This is a genomic window from Paraburkholderia phytofirmans (genome assembly GCF_046028095.1).
In the GTDB taxonomy this organism is placed as follows: domain Bacteria; phylum Pseudomonadota; class Gammaproteobacteria; order Burkholderiales; family Burkholderiaceae; genus Paraburkholderia; species Paraburkholderia phytofirmans_A.
In genome coordinates, this window is the sequence record NZ_JAQQDJ010000005.1 from 34,415 (window position 1) to 49,909 (window position 15,495).

General features: G+C 62.2%; 14 protein-coding genes. 7 read left to right on the forward strand and 7 right to left on the reverse strand.

The window, feature by feature from the left end; genetic code table 11:
- Positions 1–64 precede the first annotated feature (64 nt).
- Positions 65–1,366 carry a dicarboxylate/amino acid:cation symporter gene (locus PQR54_RS15970; protein WP_408247251.1) on the reverse strand — a complete coding sequence of 434 codons (1,302 nt, stop codon included), beginning with the start codon at positions 1,364–1,366 and terminating at the stop codon, positions 65–67.
- A gap of 170 nt (positions 1,367–1,536) precedes the next feature.
- Positions 1,537–2,400 (reverse strand): amidohydrolase family protein, encoded by an 864-nt coding sequence (locus PQR54_RS15975; RefSeq protein ID WP_408247253.1) that lies wholly within the window; start codon positions 2,398–2,400, stop codon positions 1,537–1,539.
- 131 nt (positions 2,401–2,531) lie between these two features.
- Between PQR54_RS15975 and PQR54_RS15980 the strand changes: the two genes are divergently transcribed.
- Positions 2,532–3,455, forward strand: a complete 924-nt coding sequence (locus PQR54_RS15980) for a LysR family transcriptional regulator (RefSeq protein ID WP_408247255.1) — start codon at positions 2,532–2,534, stop codon at positions 3,453–3,455.
- 190 nt (positions 3,456–3,645) lie between these two features.
- On the opposite strand, the gene PQR54_RS15985 is transcribed toward PQR54_RS15980, so the two are convergent.
- Entirely contained in the window at positions 3,646–4,848 is a 1,203-nt protein-coding gene (locus PQR54_RS15985; RefSeq protein WP_408247257.1) for an MFS transporter, read from the reverse strand.
- Positions 4,849–5,040: 192 nt separating this feature from the next.
- Between PQR54_RS15985 and PQR54_RS15990 the strand changes: the two genes are divergently transcribed.
- A complete protein-coding gene (locus PQR54_RS15990; RefSeq protein WP_408247259.1) occupies positions 5,041–6,003 on the forward strand; it encodes a GlxA family transcriptional regulator in 963 nt (320 codons plus the stop codon).
- A 14-nt stretch (positions 6,004–6,017) separates the two neighbouring features.
- Here PQR54_RS15990 and PQR54_RS15995 read toward each other — a convergent pair whose 3' ends face one another.
- On the reverse strand, positions 6,018–7,319 hold the full coding sequence (locus PQR54_RS15995; protein ID WP_408247260.1) for an aspartate aminotransferase family protein: 1,302 nt from the start codon (positions 7,317–7,319) through the stop codon (positions 6,018–6,020).
- Between the two features lie 104 nt (positions 7,320–7,423).
- On the opposite strand from PQR54_RS15995, the gene PQR54_RS16000 reads away from it, so the two are divergent.
- Entirely contained in the window at positions 7,424–8,299 is an 876-nt protein-coding gene (locus PQR54_RS16000) for a LysR substrate-binding domain-containing protein (RefSeq protein ID WP_408247262.1), read from the forward strand.
- An 83-nt stretch (positions 8,300–8,382) separates the two neighbouring features.
- On the forward strand, positions 8,383–9,336 hold the full coding sequence (locus PQR54_RS16005; RefSeq protein WP_408247264.1) for a LysR family transcriptional regulator: 954 nt from the start codon (positions 8,383–8,385) through the stop codon (positions 9,334–9,336).
- Here PQR54_RS16005 and PQR54_RS16010 read toward each other — a convergent pair.
- Both PQR54_RS16010 and PQR54_RS16015 read right to left on the reverse strand, forming a co-directional pair.
- Positions 9,333–10,277: a cupin domain-containing protein gene (locus PQR54_RS16010; RefSeq protein WP_408247266.1), complete on the reverse strand. Its 945-nt coding sequence runs from the start codon at positions 10,275–10,277 to the stop codon at positions 9,333–9,335. The two genes, PQR54_RS16005 and PQR54_RS16010, sit on opposite strands and share 4 nt — an antisense overlap.
- 208 nt (positions 10,278–10,485) lie before the next feature.
- Positions 10,486–11,343 carry an oxidoreductase gene (locus PQR54_RS16015; protein WP_408247269.1) on the reverse strand — a complete coding sequence of 286 codons (858 nt, stop codon included), beginning with the start codon at positions 11,341–11,343 and terminating at the stop codon, positions 10,486–10,488.
- Positions 11,344–11,458: 115 nt separating this feature from the next.
- Between PQR54_RS16015 and PQR54_RS16020 the strand changes: the two genes are divergently transcribed.
- Positions 11,459–12,394: a LysR family transcriptional regulator gene (locus PQR54_RS16020; protein WP_408247271.1), complete on the forward strand. Its 936-nt coding sequence runs from the start codon at positions 11,459–11,461 to the stop codon at positions 12,392–12,394.
- Between the two features lie 44 nt (positions 12,395–12,438).
- On the opposite strand, the gene PQR54_RS16025 is transcribed toward PQR54_RS16020, so the two are convergent.
- On the reverse strand, positions 12,439–12,855 hold the full coding sequence (locus tag PQR54_RS16025) for a response regulator (RefSeq protein WP_408247273.1): 417 nt from the start codon (positions 12,853–12,855) through the stop codon (positions 12,439–12,441).
- 642 nt (positions 12,856–13,497) lie between these two features.
- On the opposite strand from PQR54_RS16025, the gene PQR54_RS16030 reads away from it, so the two are divergent.
- Both PQR54_RS16030 and PQR54_RS16035 read left to right on the forward strand, forming a co-directional pair.
- Positions 13,498–14,370 carry a manganese catalase family protein gene (locus PQR54_RS16030; RefSeq protein WP_408247275.1) on the forward strand — a complete coding sequence of 291 codons (873 nt, stop codon included), beginning with the start codon at positions 13,498–13,500 and terminating at the stop codon, positions 14,368–14,370.
- 153 nt (positions 14,371–14,523) lie between these two features.
- Complete coding sequence (locus PQR54_RS16035; protein WP_408247277.1) at positions 14,524–15,306, forward strand: ABC transporter substrate-binding protein; 783 nt, start codon at positions 14,524–14,526, stop codon at positions 15,304–15,306.
- The last annotated feature ends 189 nt before the right edge of the window (positions 15,307–15,495 follow it).

Sequence of the window (15,495 nt, forward strand, 5' to 3'; positions counted from 1 at the left end):
TGCGTGCGCCGGTGGCGCACACAGACAGCGAAACACACGAGGATTTTTGTCGCCGGCTAGCCGGTCATTCGGTGTGACGGCGCGACATTTCGGCGTTCAGTTTCGAGCGGTCAAGTTCGTGCTCCCACGCGGACACCACCAGGGTGGCGACACCATTGCCGATGGTGTTGGCGATCGCGAGTCCCGTTCCCATGAAGCGGTGAATGCCGAGGATCAGCACCATTCCGGACACGGGAATAATCGGGAACACCATCAATGTCGATGTCAGCATCACAAAGGCCGCGCCAGCCACGCCGCTCGCACCTTTCGACGTCAGCATCGCCACGCCCACGAGCGTCAGCTGCTGCGTCAGGGTAAGTTCGATGTTGAAGGCCTGCGCGATGAACAGCACGGCCATCGTCAGGTAGATGTTGGTGCCGTCCAGATTGAACGAATAGCCGGCCGGAATCACAAGACCCACTACGGACTTCGAGCAGCCGAGCCGTTCGAGTTTTTCGAGCATTCGCGGCAGCGCGGCCTCGGACGAACTCGTGCCGAGCACGATCAGGATTTCCTCGCGGATATAGCTCAGGAAGCGCAGAATGCTGAAGCCGAGCAACCGGGAAATAATGCCGAGCACCACCAGCACGAAGAAGGCGAGCGTCAGATAGAACGTCCCGATCAGCTTGAGCAGTGGCAGTACGGCACCGATCCCGAAGGTACCTACCGTGAACGCGATGGATCCAAACGCGCCGATCGCCGCGACCTTCATGATGATGTGAACGATGCCGAAGAACGTCTGTGCAAAGCGATCGATCATGCGAACTAGCGGCCGGCCATATTCTCCTGTGGCCGCGAGCGCGGCGCCGAACAGCACCGAGATCAGCAGAATCTGCAGCACGTTACCGGCTGAGAATGCACTGACGACGGTGTCGGGAATGATGTGCATCAGAAACTCGACCGTGTTCTGTTCATGCGCGGCAGTCGTGAATCCGGCGAGCGCTTTGGTATCGATCGCCGCGGGATTCAGATTGAAGCCCGCGCCGGGACGAAACAGATGTCCGGCCACGAGTCCGATCACGAGCGACAGTGTCGAGACGACTTCGAAATACAGCAACGCCTTGCCGCCGACACGCCCGACCTTCTTGATGTCGCCCATGCCGGCCATGCCGGTGACGACGGTGCAGAAGATGATCGGGCCGATCACCATCTTGACCAGCTTGATGAAGGCGTCGCCGAGCGGCTTCATCTGCACGGCGAGCGACGGTGCGAAATGACCGAGCAGCACGCCGAGCAGAATCGCGAGCAAAACGTGGAAGTACAGCGTGCGATAGAAGGGTTTCTTCGCGCTGAGTGCGGAGGGCGTCATGACGGCGCTGTCGGTCATGGCGCTGCTCCCTGATCGGCCGAAGGGCCTGCGTTGGCCGCGTGGCGATGCATATCGGTCATCGTTGTCTCCTGATTCGAATGGTGAGCGAAAACCCGATCGAGTCGGATTTGCGCCTGACTGCCATTCGTGGTGTGGCAGTTCAAAAGTGAGAGAAGGGAGCGGGTCGCTCAGAACCCGTAAAGCCGCGCCGGGTTCGTGACGAGCAGTTGTTCGCGCAGCGCTGCGTCCGGACAGAAGCGGAACAGCAGGTCGACCAGTTCGCCGTCGTTCGGCATGTCCTTGCTGATGTTCGGATGCGGCCAGTCGGTACCCCACAGCACGCGCTCGGGCGCGGCTTCGATCAGCGTGCGCGCGAAGGGAATCGCATCGTCGAACGGACGGCGGCCCGCGGACACGCGCTCGGCCCCGCACACCTTGACCCAGGCGAGCGGATTACGCATCAGTTCCAGCAACTGGCGGAACGGCTGCTGATCGACTCCGGCTTCCGCGCGTACGCGACCCATGTGGTCGATCACGAACGGCACCTTGATACGCGCAATCCGCCCGGCGTATTGGAGGATGTCCTGTGCATCGAGATGCAGCACGACGTGCCAGCCAAGCTGCTCGATACGTTCGAGCACGCGATCGAAAACGTCGAGATCGGGCGCACCGCCCAGATGCGCGACGAAATTGAAGCGCACGCCGCGCACGCCGCGCGCGTCGAGATCAGCCAGCTGTTCGTCGGTGACGTCGCCGTCGACAATCGCGACGCCGCGATAGCGTCCGTTGCCGCGCGCAATCGCATCCAGCATTGCAGTGTTGTCGGTGCCATGGCAGCTTGCCTGCACGATCACGCCGCGGCTCGCGCCGAGAAAATCGTGGAGCGCAACAAGCCGCTCGAACGGCGCGTCGGGCGGCGTATAGCTGCGGTCCGGGGCATACGGAAAGATTTCGGCCGGGCCGAACACGTGGCAATGCGCATCGCAGGCACCGGCGGGCAGGCGCTGGGCGGGTTGAATGGGGTGGGGGTCGGGCGGCAGGCAGGATTTCATGAGCGTCGTCTCAATGTCAGGCCGCATGGCGCGGCTTTCTATGGGTTGTCTGCATTGTGGCCGCGACGATGGATCGATACAATCTCCATATTCAACTAGCTGTTATGTGAATTTCACATGAGTTATCGACAATGGACCTGAAGCAGCTCGAGGCATTCGTTCACGTCGCTGAACTCGGCAGCTTTACGCGTGCCGCGATTACGCTGGACTCGAATCAACCCGCCTTGAGCCGGCTGGTGCGGCATCTGGAAGTGGAATTGCGACATACGCTGCTCGAGCGCACCGGGCGCGGCGTGACGTTGACGCCGGCCGGCCAGCGCATGCTCGCGCATGCGAAAGGTATCCTCCAGCAGGTGCAGCGCGCCTCTCAGGATCTGGACGAGTTGCACGGAGCACCCGGCGGTCATTTCGGCATCGGCATTACCCCCAGCTTCGCGAGGGTCGCCACGCATGAACTCGTGCGTGGCTTTCGCTCTTCTTTTCCCGGCGCGACGATCTCGGTGGCGCAAGGCCTGTCCACCTATCTGATCGAATGGCTGATGATGGGCCGCATCGACGTCGCTGTCCTGTACGACACGTTCGATACGCCGCTGATCGACAAGCGAACCATTTTTACTGAGGAACTGTTTCTGATCGGCCCGGACAACGGCGATACACACACAGACGCAGCGGGCGAGTCCACAACAGCGATCGCGCTGCGGGAAATCGTGCGCTATCCGCTCATCATTCCCGGCCGCATGCATGCGATCAGACGGATGGTCGAGGCGGCTGCCGCGGAACAGGGCGTCAGATTGCGGATCGAGCTGGAGGTCGATGCGGTGACCTCGATTCTCGATCTGGTCAGCGAGGGCATCGGCTATGCGGTGCTATCGCTCAATGCCACCAGTAGCGATGTGCTCAAGCGGCGCTTCCGGGTGATCCGCATTACCGAGCCGACCCTCTTCAGCCGTCTTGCAATCGCAACCAGTAGCAAGCACACGCTGTCACAACTTGCCATTCAGGCGATTGCAATGCTGGAGGCGAAAATATTGCCCCTGTATGGCACCGCTGCCTGAACTTGCGTTGACTGCATTGTTCTCGCGCAACTCAGGAATTCATATCTCGTGAGTTCAGATGGAGGCGCCAGTTTCGACCAGGTTGCTTAGCCGAGTCGCCGGATCTTCGGGTCGTCTCGCTAACCCTTCAGAACCATCCCGCAGAAGTTGCGAAACGCTTCCAGCGCTGCGTGCGGCGCTCCGGATCGGATCAGGGTTTCCCCATGACCGCGGTCTCGCGACCCCGGGCCGTCGCATCGTGTTGTACGTGCACCCGGTTCATGCAACGATGCGCGGCTTCGGCGAACAGAAAGGCGATCGCAATCAGCGCGGCCGCAACGAGACTCAGGTACTGCGCACCGATCTCCCGCAGCACCGCGCCGCCAAGCACGCCGGAGCAGGCGAGCCCGATATATGTCGCGGTGTTGTTCAGAGCCAGCAGCAAGGGCGCAACATCCGGTTTCAGTTGCACCAGCCGATGTTGTTGCGGAACGATCAGCCCCCACCCGCATATGCCCCAGATCGTGAGCGCAACGACAGTGCTGAATACATGCGCGGATGCCCACGGCAACGCGCAAAAATTGATGATGGCCAGCCACAGCATCGCATTGATGATGTGGCGGCTCCTGAACCGGTCCACGAGGCGGCCGGCGAGCAGATTGCCGGCCGTCGCCGCCACGCCCCACAACAGGAACATGCCGGCGAGAATGCGTCCGTCGCCGTGCGTGACACGTTGCAGCACCACGCCCGCATACGTGTACACCATAAGGAACCCGCCGAAGCCGAATAACGAAGTGAGCAAGGTGAGCGTTATCCGCGCGTCGCGAACCGGTGCAAGCCGTTCTCGCAATCGGACGGACGCAGGGCGGGGAACGGATGGCAGCATCGTCCAGACGCCGATCATCGCCACCATCCCGAGCAGCGTGACGAACCACAGCGTCGTTCGCCAGCTTCCGAATCCGCCGATAAACGTGCCGATCGGCGAGCCGAGCGCGGTCGCCCCCGTCAATCCGGCCGTTACCGCGGCTAACGCACGGCCGCGTTTTTCGGGCGGAGCAAGCGCGGAGGCGACGCCCAATGCAGTGGGCGAGAACAGCGCTGCGCCGAAGCCCGACAGAGCCCGGCTAAATAAAACCCAGTGCAAGTCCGTGGCGAGCGCGGTGAACATGTTGCCGGCCACGAAAATGCCGAGCGCGGCAACCAGCAGAAGCTTGCGCGGCCAGCCGCCCGCCAGAGCCGCCATGACCGGGGCGGCCACCGCGTAGGTCAACGCGTAAAAGGTGACCATCAGCCCGGCGAGGCTGACCGATGTATTCAGCGACGCGGCGACGCCGGGCAGGATACCGGCGACAACGAAGTTGTCGGTGCCCATTGCGAACATGCCCACGGCCAGTATCAGTAGTCGGCGATCCATACGAAAGTTCTCGTGCTATGCGGTTTGAGGTTCAGTCCAAGGACGCGCGTCGCACAATCTGACTGACACGCGATCGCGGCGTCGGGCCGGCCGGCTCTGTGCGCCCGAACGGTATGGATAGAGAATAAGCGCCGTTGACCGTGTCTCAAATGTCATATATACAAGCGATTCAGGACATGCCTTGGGCAAGCTATGCACACGATCGGCTTTGTTGTATTTCCAAATTTCTATCTGATGGGCTTTGCGGCAGTGACCGCCTTTGAACTGGCGAACGTCGTGCTTGAAGAACCCGCCTATCAAGTGACGCTGCTCTCAGAGGAGGGAGGACTCGTGTTGTCCTCGGCGGGTATACGGGTGGAAACGCAGCCGTTCTCCGACGCCGCATTCGACACCGTCATGTTCGGCTCCGGCGTGGAGATCGACATCGTCTCGAGCGAATTGACTGCGTTCGTCAGGCGCGCTTTGACAACGTCACGGCGAATCGCGGCGCCATGCACGGGCGCGTTTATCCTCGCCGAAGCAGGGGTGCTGGACGGTCGCCGGGCGACGACTCATTGGCGTTTCGCCCATGACCTGCAGCGCCGTTTCCCCAATGTAGCTGTCGAAGAAGACCAGATCTTCATCGTCGACGGACCGATCTGGACGTCGGCCGGCATGACGGCCACGATCGACATGGCGCTCGCCATGATCGAAGGGGATCATGGCCAGGACGTTTCACGCGCGGTAGCCCGCAAGCTGGTCGTCTATCATCGCCGCGCCGGCGGGCAATCGCAGTTTTCCACCTTGCTCGATCTCGAGCCCAAGTCCGACCGGATCCAGAAGGCGATCGACTACGCGAACGCCAATCTGCGCAATGCTTTGACCGTCGAGGAATTAGCCGACGTCGCCGGCCTGAGCCCACGCCAGTTCAGCCGCGCTTTCAGTGCAGAAACGGGGCAATCGCCCGCTAAAGCCGTCGAACATTTGCGGGTCGAAGCCGCAAGACTGTTGCTGGAAAAGGGGCGTTTATCTCTGGATGTGATCGCGGACGAAGTCGGCCTGACGGATCGCGAGCGAATGAGGCGGGCGTTCCTGCGGACCATCGGGCAGCCGCCCCAAGCGGTCCGCCGCTTCAGCAGGGAAACCCGCGGGCCGCTTGGAGATGCTCATCAATAAGCGCGCGCGAAGAACTACAGCGAACGCGCGATCGCCTGCCCAAGCAGATCCAGGCCCAGGTCGATCTCATCCTCGTGAACGGTCAACGGCGGGGCGATCCGGAACACGCCGCCCATGCCGGGCAATTGCACGATGTTCATGCTGAGCCCCAGGTTCATGCACTCGCGGGTGATCTTCGCGCCCAGCCCATCCGCCGGCTCCTTCGTACGGCGGTCCTTGACGATCTCCATCCCCAGCAGCAGTCCCCGGCCGCGAATGTCGCCGATGCAGTCGAAGCGTTCCATCAGGTCCAGCAGGCCGCGTTTGAGTCGCGCGCCCATCAGGTTTGCACGCGCAACCAGCCCCTCGCGCTCGACCACATCCAGCACCCGCAAACCGACGGCGGCAGGAAGAGGATCGGACACGTGGGTCGTATAGAACAGGTAACCCAATTCATGGGCGCGCTCCTCGATCTGCGCGGATGTCACGACGGCCGCGAGCGGCAGGCCGGCGCCTAGTGTCTTCGATAGCGTGAGAATGTCGGGCGTGACGCCATCGCGCTGACAGGCGAACATCGTGCCCGTGCGGCCGACGCCGGTTTGCGCTTCATCGAGGATCAGCAGCATGCCGCGCTCCTCGCATTTGCGCTTCAGCGCAGCCATGTAGCCTTCCGGCAGTTCGATGATCCCGCCGGAACTGAGGATCGGCTCCGCAATGAAAGCGGCCAGATTGCCGCTGGACTGACGATCGATCAGATCGAACGCATAGTCCAGCTCCGCCAGGTAATCGTATTCGCCATGGCGCTCGAAACGCGGCCGGTACAGGAACGGCGCGGGGATCGCGAAGGAGCCGACCGCGGCCGGACCGACGCCTTTGCGACCAGCGCTATAGGTGGCGGATGCCGCTGCCCCCGTCATGCCATGCCATGACTGCGCAAACCCGACGATTTCATATTTGCCCGTGACCAGTTTCGCCATGCGAATGGCGGCCTCGTTCGACTCCGCGCCCGTACTGAGCAACAGTGCGCGGTCGAGTCCGTCGGGCGTGATGTCGGCGAGGCGGGTCGCCAGGTCCACCACCGGTCGCGACAGCATGCCGCTAAAGAGATGGTCGAGCTTGCCGGCGTATTCGTTGATGACCGAGACGATTTCCGGATGGCTGTGTCCCAACACCGCGCTCATCTGGCCGGAGGTGAAATCCAGAATCGCGCGGCCGTCCGCGTCGTAGACGAAACTGCCCTGGGCGCGCTCGATGATCATCGGCTCGAAGGTGCCGCCATAGCGGATGAGGTGCTGTTTGGCGTTGCGCCAGAAAACTGCATCATTGTTTCGCGACACTTGCTTCTCCTTGACGGCTAGCGGGAATAACTTGCAGTCTAGATGGCGCTCTGGTTTCATAGAATCGAATAGTTCTTATCGAAGATAGAAGCGGGCCTAATACCTTGAGTCTTTCACTCGAAATCGATCTGCTGCGCTCGTTTACCGTCGTCGCCGAGGTTCGGGCGCTCAGCCGCGCGGCGAACCGGATCGGCCGGACCCAGTCGGCGCTGAGTCAGCAGATGAAGCGCCTCGAAGAGATCGTCGATCAGCCGCTGTTCCAGCGCACGGGTCGCGGGGTGGTGCTGACGAATCCCGGCGAACGCCTGTTGATTCACGCGCAACGCATTCTGCGGCTGCACGACGAGGCGATGGCCGATCTGTCCGGCAAAGGGCTGTCGGGAACGATCCGCTTCGGCTGCCCGGACGACTACGCCGCCGTTTTCCTGCCGCATTTGCTGCGTCAGTTTTCGAGCCAGCATCCGCATGCACTGGTCGAGGTGATGTGCGCACCCACGCCGCGCCTGCTCGAACAACTGGACATGCATGCGCTGGACCTCGCCATGATCTCGCTGCCTGATGACGACAACGACGACGATGACGCCGCGAACGACGACATCATTCGCCGTGAGCCGCTGGTCTGGGTCGGCTACCCGGGACTGGATTGCGCGCATTTCGATCCGTTGCCGCTGGCGCTTTCCGATCCGGATACGCTCGACCATGTGGCGGCCTGCGAAGCGCTGCAACGCGCAGGCAGGGCGTACCGCATCGCTTATGCGAGCAGCAGTCTGGCCGGCCTCACGGCCCTGGTGCGCTCGGGGCAGGCCGTCGCCGTCATCACGCAGACTGCCGTCGCCCCGGATCTCTCCATACTCAATGGCGACCCCGCGCTCCCGCCTTTGCCCAGCATAGGCATTACGCTGAAGTTCGAGCGCAAGCGCCCGTCCCATCTGATCACGGTATTCGCGGAACACATCCGGCTGACGCTGCCGTTGCTGTGATCGAACAGGCTCGCGCGCGGAGCGTTGCGCGGGTTCTGTCGTGAAAACTCTTTGCAGAACGCTCGATTCACACTAAACACACGATGGATTACTTTGCCGCGGTACGCGCCTTCGTTTGCGCAGCGGAACTGCAGAGCTTTAGCAAGACGGCTCATGAAATGGCGGTCAAGACCTCGACCATCTCGCGCTATGTGAGCGAACTGGAAAAGGATCTGGGTATTGCGCTGTTCAACCGGTCGACGCGCGGGCTCGTCCTGACCGAGGGCGGCAGGCTGTTTCGTGAGCACGCGATGCTTGCCTTGCAGGCGCTCGACGACGCGCGCCAGCTGACGTCGTCGCTGAATCGCACGCCGCAAGGCATGCTGCGCGTCACGATGCCGCCGGCGTTCGGGCGCCGGCATATCGTGCCGCATCTGCCGGCGTTCATGACGCGCTACCCTGACATCGGCCTCGATATCGTCTCGACCGACGAAACGCTCAATATGATCGAAGCCGGCATCGATGTGGCGATCCGGATCGGCGTGCTGCCCGATTCGTCGCTGATGGCCAGACGGATTGCGCCGCATCGCCGTATCGTCTGCGGCAGCCCGGCGTATTTCGAGCGGAACGGGATGCCGCGCGTCCCTGAGGATCTGGCCGCTCACGATGTGCTTCGCCTGGCGCTGCTGCCGGACGACAAATGGTCTTTCACTCGCATCGCGGATGCGCATGCATCGCCCGAGCTGGTGCTGGTGGCATTGCGAGGACGCCTGCGCGCGGACGATTCCGAGGCGGTGCTGGAACTCGCGGCGGCCGGTTGCGGCCTTGCTCTGTTACCCACATGGCTCGCCTCCACGGCCTTGCGCGAAGGGCGCCTGCTGCACGTGCTGCCTGAGTGGGAGGCGCGCACCGGCCGAGCCGAACCCGCGGTCTGGGCGGTCTATCCGCCGAAGAAAATCGTCTCGTCGAAGGTGCGCGCGTTCGTTGACTTCTACGCCGGGGCGATCGGCGAGCCGCCGTACTGGGACGACGGACTCGCGCTGGCGCTTCAGGCTTAACGGACGAAGCGGATGTCGAGCGTGCGCAGCCACGTCTGCAAACCGGCATCCTGGATCGGAATCACATAAGCGTTTTCGTCCGTTTCATTGAAGTGCGCGTGCCAGTATCCCGGCGGTGTCACGAACGCCATTCCGGCTTCCCAGTCGACGCGAGTCGGATGGGCGATATTGCCGCTCTCATCCAGTTCGGTGCCGACCAGCGTATAGACGCCCGGCTTGCCACCGGCGATGAAGTCGAGCGCAATCGATTGATGGCGGTGCGGCTTCTGCATCGAGTTGGGCGGCACGATGCCGAACATGGCCCACAACACATGCGTGACCGTGCGCGTCTGCGGAAAGTTGGCGTTGCCCATCAGCACGCTGATGCGGTTGCGGCGGCCCGCGTTGGCTTCTTGCGCGACCTTGCGCAATTCCGCCTGCGCCTGGGCGGCCGGATAGCGAGTCGGCGCAAAGCGCGGCGTGACGCCGGTCGTGCCGAGATAGGTGAGCAGCGGCGCGTCGTTGACGTAATAGAGCGTGGCCGTTGCGTCCGCGGAGAGCACGGCGGCAGCGCCACCGGGCAGCGTGAAGAAATCGCCCTGCTCGAACGGGAAGTGGGTCTCGGCCTGCGTCACGCTGCCGGTCCCGCTAATGACATAGCAAACCTGCGAGGTCGCGTTCGGCGCGAGCGTCAATGCGTCCCCTGCGTTGACGCGCAGGAAGTTGGCGCTCAGGCCGGGACCGGTCGCGGGGCTGGGGCAACCCAACTCGGCGGAGAGGTCGAGCGGCACGACCCGGGTCGCGCCGTCCGCGTACAGCGAAGGCGGGAAATTGCGGAACGGCACGCGCGAGATGAGCTTCGCGCCGATCGGATTGGCTGACGACGTGTATTCGAAGTACTGCGCGTCGAGCGTTGCGGCAGTGGATTCGACGAGAGGTGCCGAAGACGTGCGGGTCAACATGGTCTGTTCCTTTGGATTGGGAAAGCTTCACGCGGGCCCATCACGAAGCTGGGCTGGCGTCCGAAAGCTGAGCTGACTATAGGTGCGGGCCGCAGGCCTCAGAAGTACCGGGTATCGAAATCACTTTTGCGCAAATGGGTACGCCGCGGGCGTACCCATTCTGTCGCTCTCGCCGTTATCCGGCGCTCGTCTATCCGATCGTCAGGTATCAAGCGCTGAAGTCAGTCGATGCCGACAGCGCCTTCCAGGTTTCCGTTTCCTGCGCTACGTAAGCATTTTTCTCGGCGATGGCCTTTAGCGTGTCGGTGCCGAGCGGCAGACGCAATGGCGGCGTTTGCGCGTCGACCAGTTCGATCATCGCCGCTGCGAGCTTCGCGGGATTGCCTGGCTGGTTGTGATTCATGTCGGCTGCGTGCCGGCGCACGTTGCCCGATGTCGCGTCATAGTCCGCAATGACCTCGCGCGCGACGACGAGCGACGACGCGTCGAGAAAGTCAGTCCGGAAGTAACCCGGCTCGACGACAGTCGCGTGAATGCCGAGCGGCTTCAATTCGGCGCGCAATGCTTCGGTCAGGCCTTCGACCGCGAACTTCGTCGAGCTGTACGCGCCGAATCCCGCGGCGGCCCGATAGCCGCCGATCGACGACATGTTGATGACGTGACCGGCGCGCTGCGAGCGCATCACCGGCAGAACGGCGCGCGTGACAGTCAGCAGCCCGAACACGTTGGTGTCGTACATGCGGCGCACGTCCGCGTCGCTGGACTCCTCGATCGCGCCGAGCAAGCCGAATCCCGCGTTGTTGATCAGCACGTCGATGCGGCCGAATTTGTCGAGCGCGGCTTGAACCGCGGCTTTCGCCTGCGCTTCGTCCGTAACGTCCAGCGCAACGGGCAGCAGCGCCGGCGAGTCGCCCAGCCGCTCGACGATCGCCGCGACATTGCGGCCGGCGGCAACCACCGCATTGCCGTCAGCCAGAGCCGCCTCGGCGATTAGCGCGCCGAGGCCGCGCGACGCGCCCGTGATGAACCAGACACGCTTGAAACCGTTCTTCGTGAGCTCGACCATGTGTTTCTCCTACGTTTGGGGTGGGGGTGAACGGATCATAGGAGTATCGATTCGCACGAACTAGGCGTAGATTGCTAGACTGATAATCAACTTTTATTTGCTAATGGGGCCGGCGGTGAACGAAGTTCGCGCGATCACCATATTCGTCAGGGCGGCGGAACTCGGCAGCCTGCGCAAGGCGGCCGTCGATCAGGGCATCTCGCCGCAGGCGGCGAGCCACGCGGTCATGCAACTGGAAAAGGAGCTGGGCGTACGGCTCTTTCATCGGACCACGCGCAAGCTGAGCCTGACCGAGGAGGGGCAAGGCCTGCTCGACAGCGTGAAGCCTGCTTTGGCTGTCCTGTCGTCCGCACTCGACGACGCGCGGCGCTCGAAAGCCGAGATTGCGGGGCCGCTGCGGGTAAGCGCGCCAAGGGCAATGGGGCACGTGGTGCTGTGGCCGTACTTTCTGGAATTCGCCGAATTGCATCCGGACGTGCAGCTCGATGTGCAATTCGACGACCACTTCACCGACCTGATTGCCGATCGCGCCGATGTGGGCTTTCGTGGCGGGTCTCCGCCGTCGGGCGGCAGCATCGCGCGTCGGCTTTTGCCGATCCAGCTGATCGTCTGCGCGTCGCCCGCCTATATCGAGCGGCATGGCGCGCCGCGCACTATCGACGAACTCGACGCTCACCGCTGCACGGGATACCGGCGCGCGAATACGGGCAAGCAGGCGCCGTGGGAATTCCTGATCGGGGATGAAATCGTCTATCGCGACATCGCGACGGCCTTATGCGTCAATGACATCGACGCTGAAACAGCGGCCGTGATCGCCGGACTCGGCATTGGTCAACTCGGCAGCTTCTCAGCCACCGCGCCGATCAGAAGCGGCCACCTGGTCCCGTTGCTGGTTCAGCATGTCACCGAGCGCGAGGCGGTTTATATCCACTATCGTCATCGTACTGAGCAGCCGTTGCGAGTGAGGACGTTCATCGACTTCATGGTCGCGCGCCTCGTGGGGAACAGGAATTTCTATCTGGAGCCGTCTGAGCTTCACGCAGCCCGCTGACTCGGCCGGATTGCCGGCGTGCGCACGGCCCCGAAAACGGACGGTCAACGACGGCGCTGAACCTGGGCAATGTCCGGGTCCTGGGTACGTGAGTGGAGAGCAATGGCGGAAAGAATGACCGGAAGCTGGGCCGGTTTGGCGAAATGGTGATCGAAACCGGACCTGAGCGATGCCGCTCTCTCGTACTGCGATGACAACCCGGACACCGCGACAAGCAGGGGTATGGGCTTGCCCTTGAGACCTCTGATTTTCCTCGCCACCTCTCGACCGTCGAGTCGCGGCATCTGAACGTCGAGAATAACCACTGCGGGAAACCACCGGCAGTACTCGGACAACGCATCGGCTCCGTCCCGGGTGGCTCGAATCTCGTAGCCGTGAAGCTCGAAATACTGGACGTACGCGGCGAGCAGAGCAGGGTCGTCGTCTGCAATGAGTAAATGGTGAGAGTGGACCTGCTTCATCGCCGGTTCTCCGGACTGTGTAGCCGATGAACGCAATCGGCGGACCCGGCCGGATCACACGACTTATTTCCGCTTGGCATGGGCGTGGCGTACGTATGAAGTTCAAAGGTTGTTGCTGCCACTATTCGGGGCGGACATGCGACTCGCTGACTTCATCCTGCGGAACATGGAAGCGATCCTGGCGCAATAGGAGGCGTTCGCCGTGCGACTGCCGCGCGACAGGTAGAGATTCGCTGTACCGCCTCGACGTGCCCGGCGGCGGGCACGTAAATAACACTTCCATATCTGCGAGCGCTGCCGGCAATCGAACTCGCGAGGAGGCGGCTTCGCTTGATCGGCTTTGCCGCAGAGCCATGGTGCTGGCCCCGCACGGCCAATTAAACAATCGCATTTGCACGATGGGCACAGCGCATGCTGAACACTCAGTGGCAATGCGTTGCCATGCACGGCATTTCCGCCGAGCATCCGCCAGAGCGTCCGCTCTGAGAGCCGGACGCCCACCGTTGGGTGCGGGCAGCCATTCGGTTGCACCGCTGTCCGGATTGATCCATGGTCGCACGCGATTCCAGACTGGTGCAGGGACATAACAGGTCACGTCTGCACCCGTAGGGAATTGCTTCGGCCAATCACCGGAGAAACCTCATGTTCATCCATAACAAACGCCTGCAGTACACGGTGCGCGTCGCCGCGCCGAATCCGGGTCTCGCGAATCTGCTGCTGGAGCAATTCGGCGGGCCTCAGGGCGAACTCGGTGCCGCCTGCCGATACTTCACGCAGGCGATCGGCGAAGACGATCCTGGCAGAAAGGATCTGTTGTTCGATATCGCAACGGAAGAAATGAGTCACCTGGAAATCGTCGGCTCGATCGTGGCGATGCTGAACAAGAGCGCCAAGGGCCAGCTTGCCGAAGCCGTGGAGGCGGAGGCAGAGCTCTATCGTTCGATGACGGGCGGAGGAAACGACTCCCACACGACCGCGTTGTTATACGGCGGCGGCCCGGCCCTGACCAATTCGGCCGGCGTGCCCTGGTGCGCGTCCTATGTCGACACGATCGGCGATCCGACGGCCGACTTGCGCTCGAACATTGCCGCCGAGGCTCGCGCGAAGATCGTCTACGAACGCCTGATCAACGTCACCGACGATCCGGGCATCAAGGAAACACTCGGCTTTCTGATGACACGAGAAATCGCCCACCAGAAATCGTTCGAGAAGGCCCTGCATTCGATCCAGCCGAACTTTCCGCAGGGCAAGCTTCCTGGCGTGCCGGAATACACGAGCGTGTACTACAACATGTCGCAAGGCGATGATGCGCCGCGCGGGCCATGGAACGAAGGTCCGGATTGGGAATTCGTCGAGTCGCCGGAGCCGGCCGTGGATGGCGGCGATGGCCTCGCCACCGTCAACGTGTCGCAACGCGATGTGAAGGTATTGCAGGCAATGGCGGCGAGAACCGCGTCGGATGCTGAATCGGATCCGACGACAGGCGCGGACCTCGGTGCGGGTCAGACCGTTTGACGCGCTGCCATGCGCCGTACGCATGAGTTGATTTTTTTAATGAATTGGTAAGACCGGACGAATTACGGTCGAATGGCGGGCGCTGCGCGCCGGATGCGGTTCCGGCAGCGGAGCCCGCCGCTCATTCGTTTAAAAAGTCATGAAAGGAGAAACATGAAATCCCTGCTTGCAAGCCTGACCATCGCGTTGTTGACTGTCTCATCCGGCAACGCGATTGCGAAGGAATGGTCGACCGTGCGGTTCGGTGTCGACGCGAGCTATCCGCCATTCGAATCGAAATCCGCCGACGGCAAGCTCGTCGGCTTCGATATCGACCTGGGCAATGAAATCTGCCGCCGCCTTAACGCGAAATGCGTGTGGGTCGAAAACGCGTTCGACGGAATGATTCCCGCGCTGAAGGGGCGCAAGTTCGACGGCGTGCTGTCGACCATGTCGATGACGCCGGCGCGCCAGGCGCAGATCGCATTTTCTTCGAAGGTATTCCGTATCCCGACCCGTCTCGTCGCGAAGAAGGGCTCGACGATCACACCCACGCCCGAAGCGCTGAAGGGCAAGCGAATCGGCGTAGAGCAGGGCTCGATCCAGGAGACCTATGCGAAGACTTACTGGGAGCCGGCTGGCGCGGTAATCGTGGCTTACCAGGATCAGGATCTCGTTTACTCGGACCTGATCGCTGGCCGCATCGATGCATCGCTGCAGAACGCCGTGCAAGCTGACGTCGGTTTCCTGCGCACGGCGCGAGGCAAGGACTTTGCATTTGCCGGCAACGCGCTTTACGACGCGAAGACGCTCGGAAGCGGCACTGCGATCGGTTTGCGCAAGGAAGACACCGACCTGAAGGCGCAGATCGACAACGCGATCGCCGACACGCGCGCGGACGGCACATACGACAGGATCGCGAAAAAGTATTTCGACTTCGACGTGTACGGCCAGTGAACGCGGCGGCCTTCGCCGAGGCCGGAATGTCCTGCCTACTCAAGCATGAAGTGTCCGCAACAGGTGCGGCACCGTACCGACATCTCATACGGATTCGGGCATTCTGAAGGTCTCGCACGCCGCGAAATATGATTGATCGGTAGCGAGACATTCAGATCGGCACTACGTTGTTGTAGAAAGAGAGGCAAC

What these genes read in the sequence shown, in the direction of transcription:
- PQR54_RS16030 (WP_408247275.1), top strand. Translation starts at nt 13,498, where the DNA reads ATGTTCATCCATAACAAACGCCTGCAGTACACGGTGCGCGTCGCCGCG.
- PQR54_RS15980 (WP_408247255.1), top strand. Translation starts at nt 2,532, where the DNA reads ATGGACCTGAAGCAGCTCGAGGCATTCGTTCACGTCGCTGAACTCGGC.
- PQR54_RS15985 (WP_408247257.1), bottom strand. Translation starts at nt 4,848, where the DNA reads ATGGATCGCCGACTACTGATACTGGCCGTGGGCATGTTCGCAATGGGC.
- PQR54_RS16025 (WP_408247273.1), bottom strand. Translation starts at nt 12,855, where the DNA reads ATGAAGCAGGTCCACTCTCACCATTTACTCATTGCAGACGACGACCCT.
- PQR54_RS16015 (WP_408247269.1), bottom strand. Translation starts at nt 11,343, where the DNA reads ATGGTCGAGCTCACGAAGAACGGTTTCAAGCGTGTCTGGTTCATCACG.
- PQR54_RS15970 (WP_408247251.1), bottom strand. Translation starts at nt 1,366, where the DNA reads ATGACCGACAGCGCCGTCATGACGCCCTCCGCACTCAGCGCGAAGAAA.
- PQR54_RS16010 (WP_408247266.1), bottom strand. Translation starts at nt 10,277, where the DNA reads ATGTTGACCCGCACGTCTTCGGCACCTCTCGTCGAATCCACTGCCGCA.
- PQR54_RS16005 (WP_408247264.1), top strand. Translation starts at nt 8,383, where the DNA reads ATGGATTACTTTGCCGCGGTACGCGCCTTCGTTTGCGCAGCGGAACTG.
- PQR54_RS15990 (WP_408247259.1), top strand. Translation starts at nt 5,041, where the DNA reads ATGCACACGATCGGCTTTGTTGTATTTCCAAATTTCTATCTGATGGGC.
- PQR54_RS15975 (WP_408247253.1), bottom strand. Translation starts at nt 2,400, where the DNA reads ATGAAATCCTGCCTGCCGCCCGACCCCCACCCCATTCAACCCGCCCAG.
- PQR54_RS16035 (WP_408247277.1), top strand. Translation starts at nt 14,524, where the DNA reads ATGAAATCCCTGCTTGCAAGCCTGACCATCGCGTTGTTGACTGTCTCA.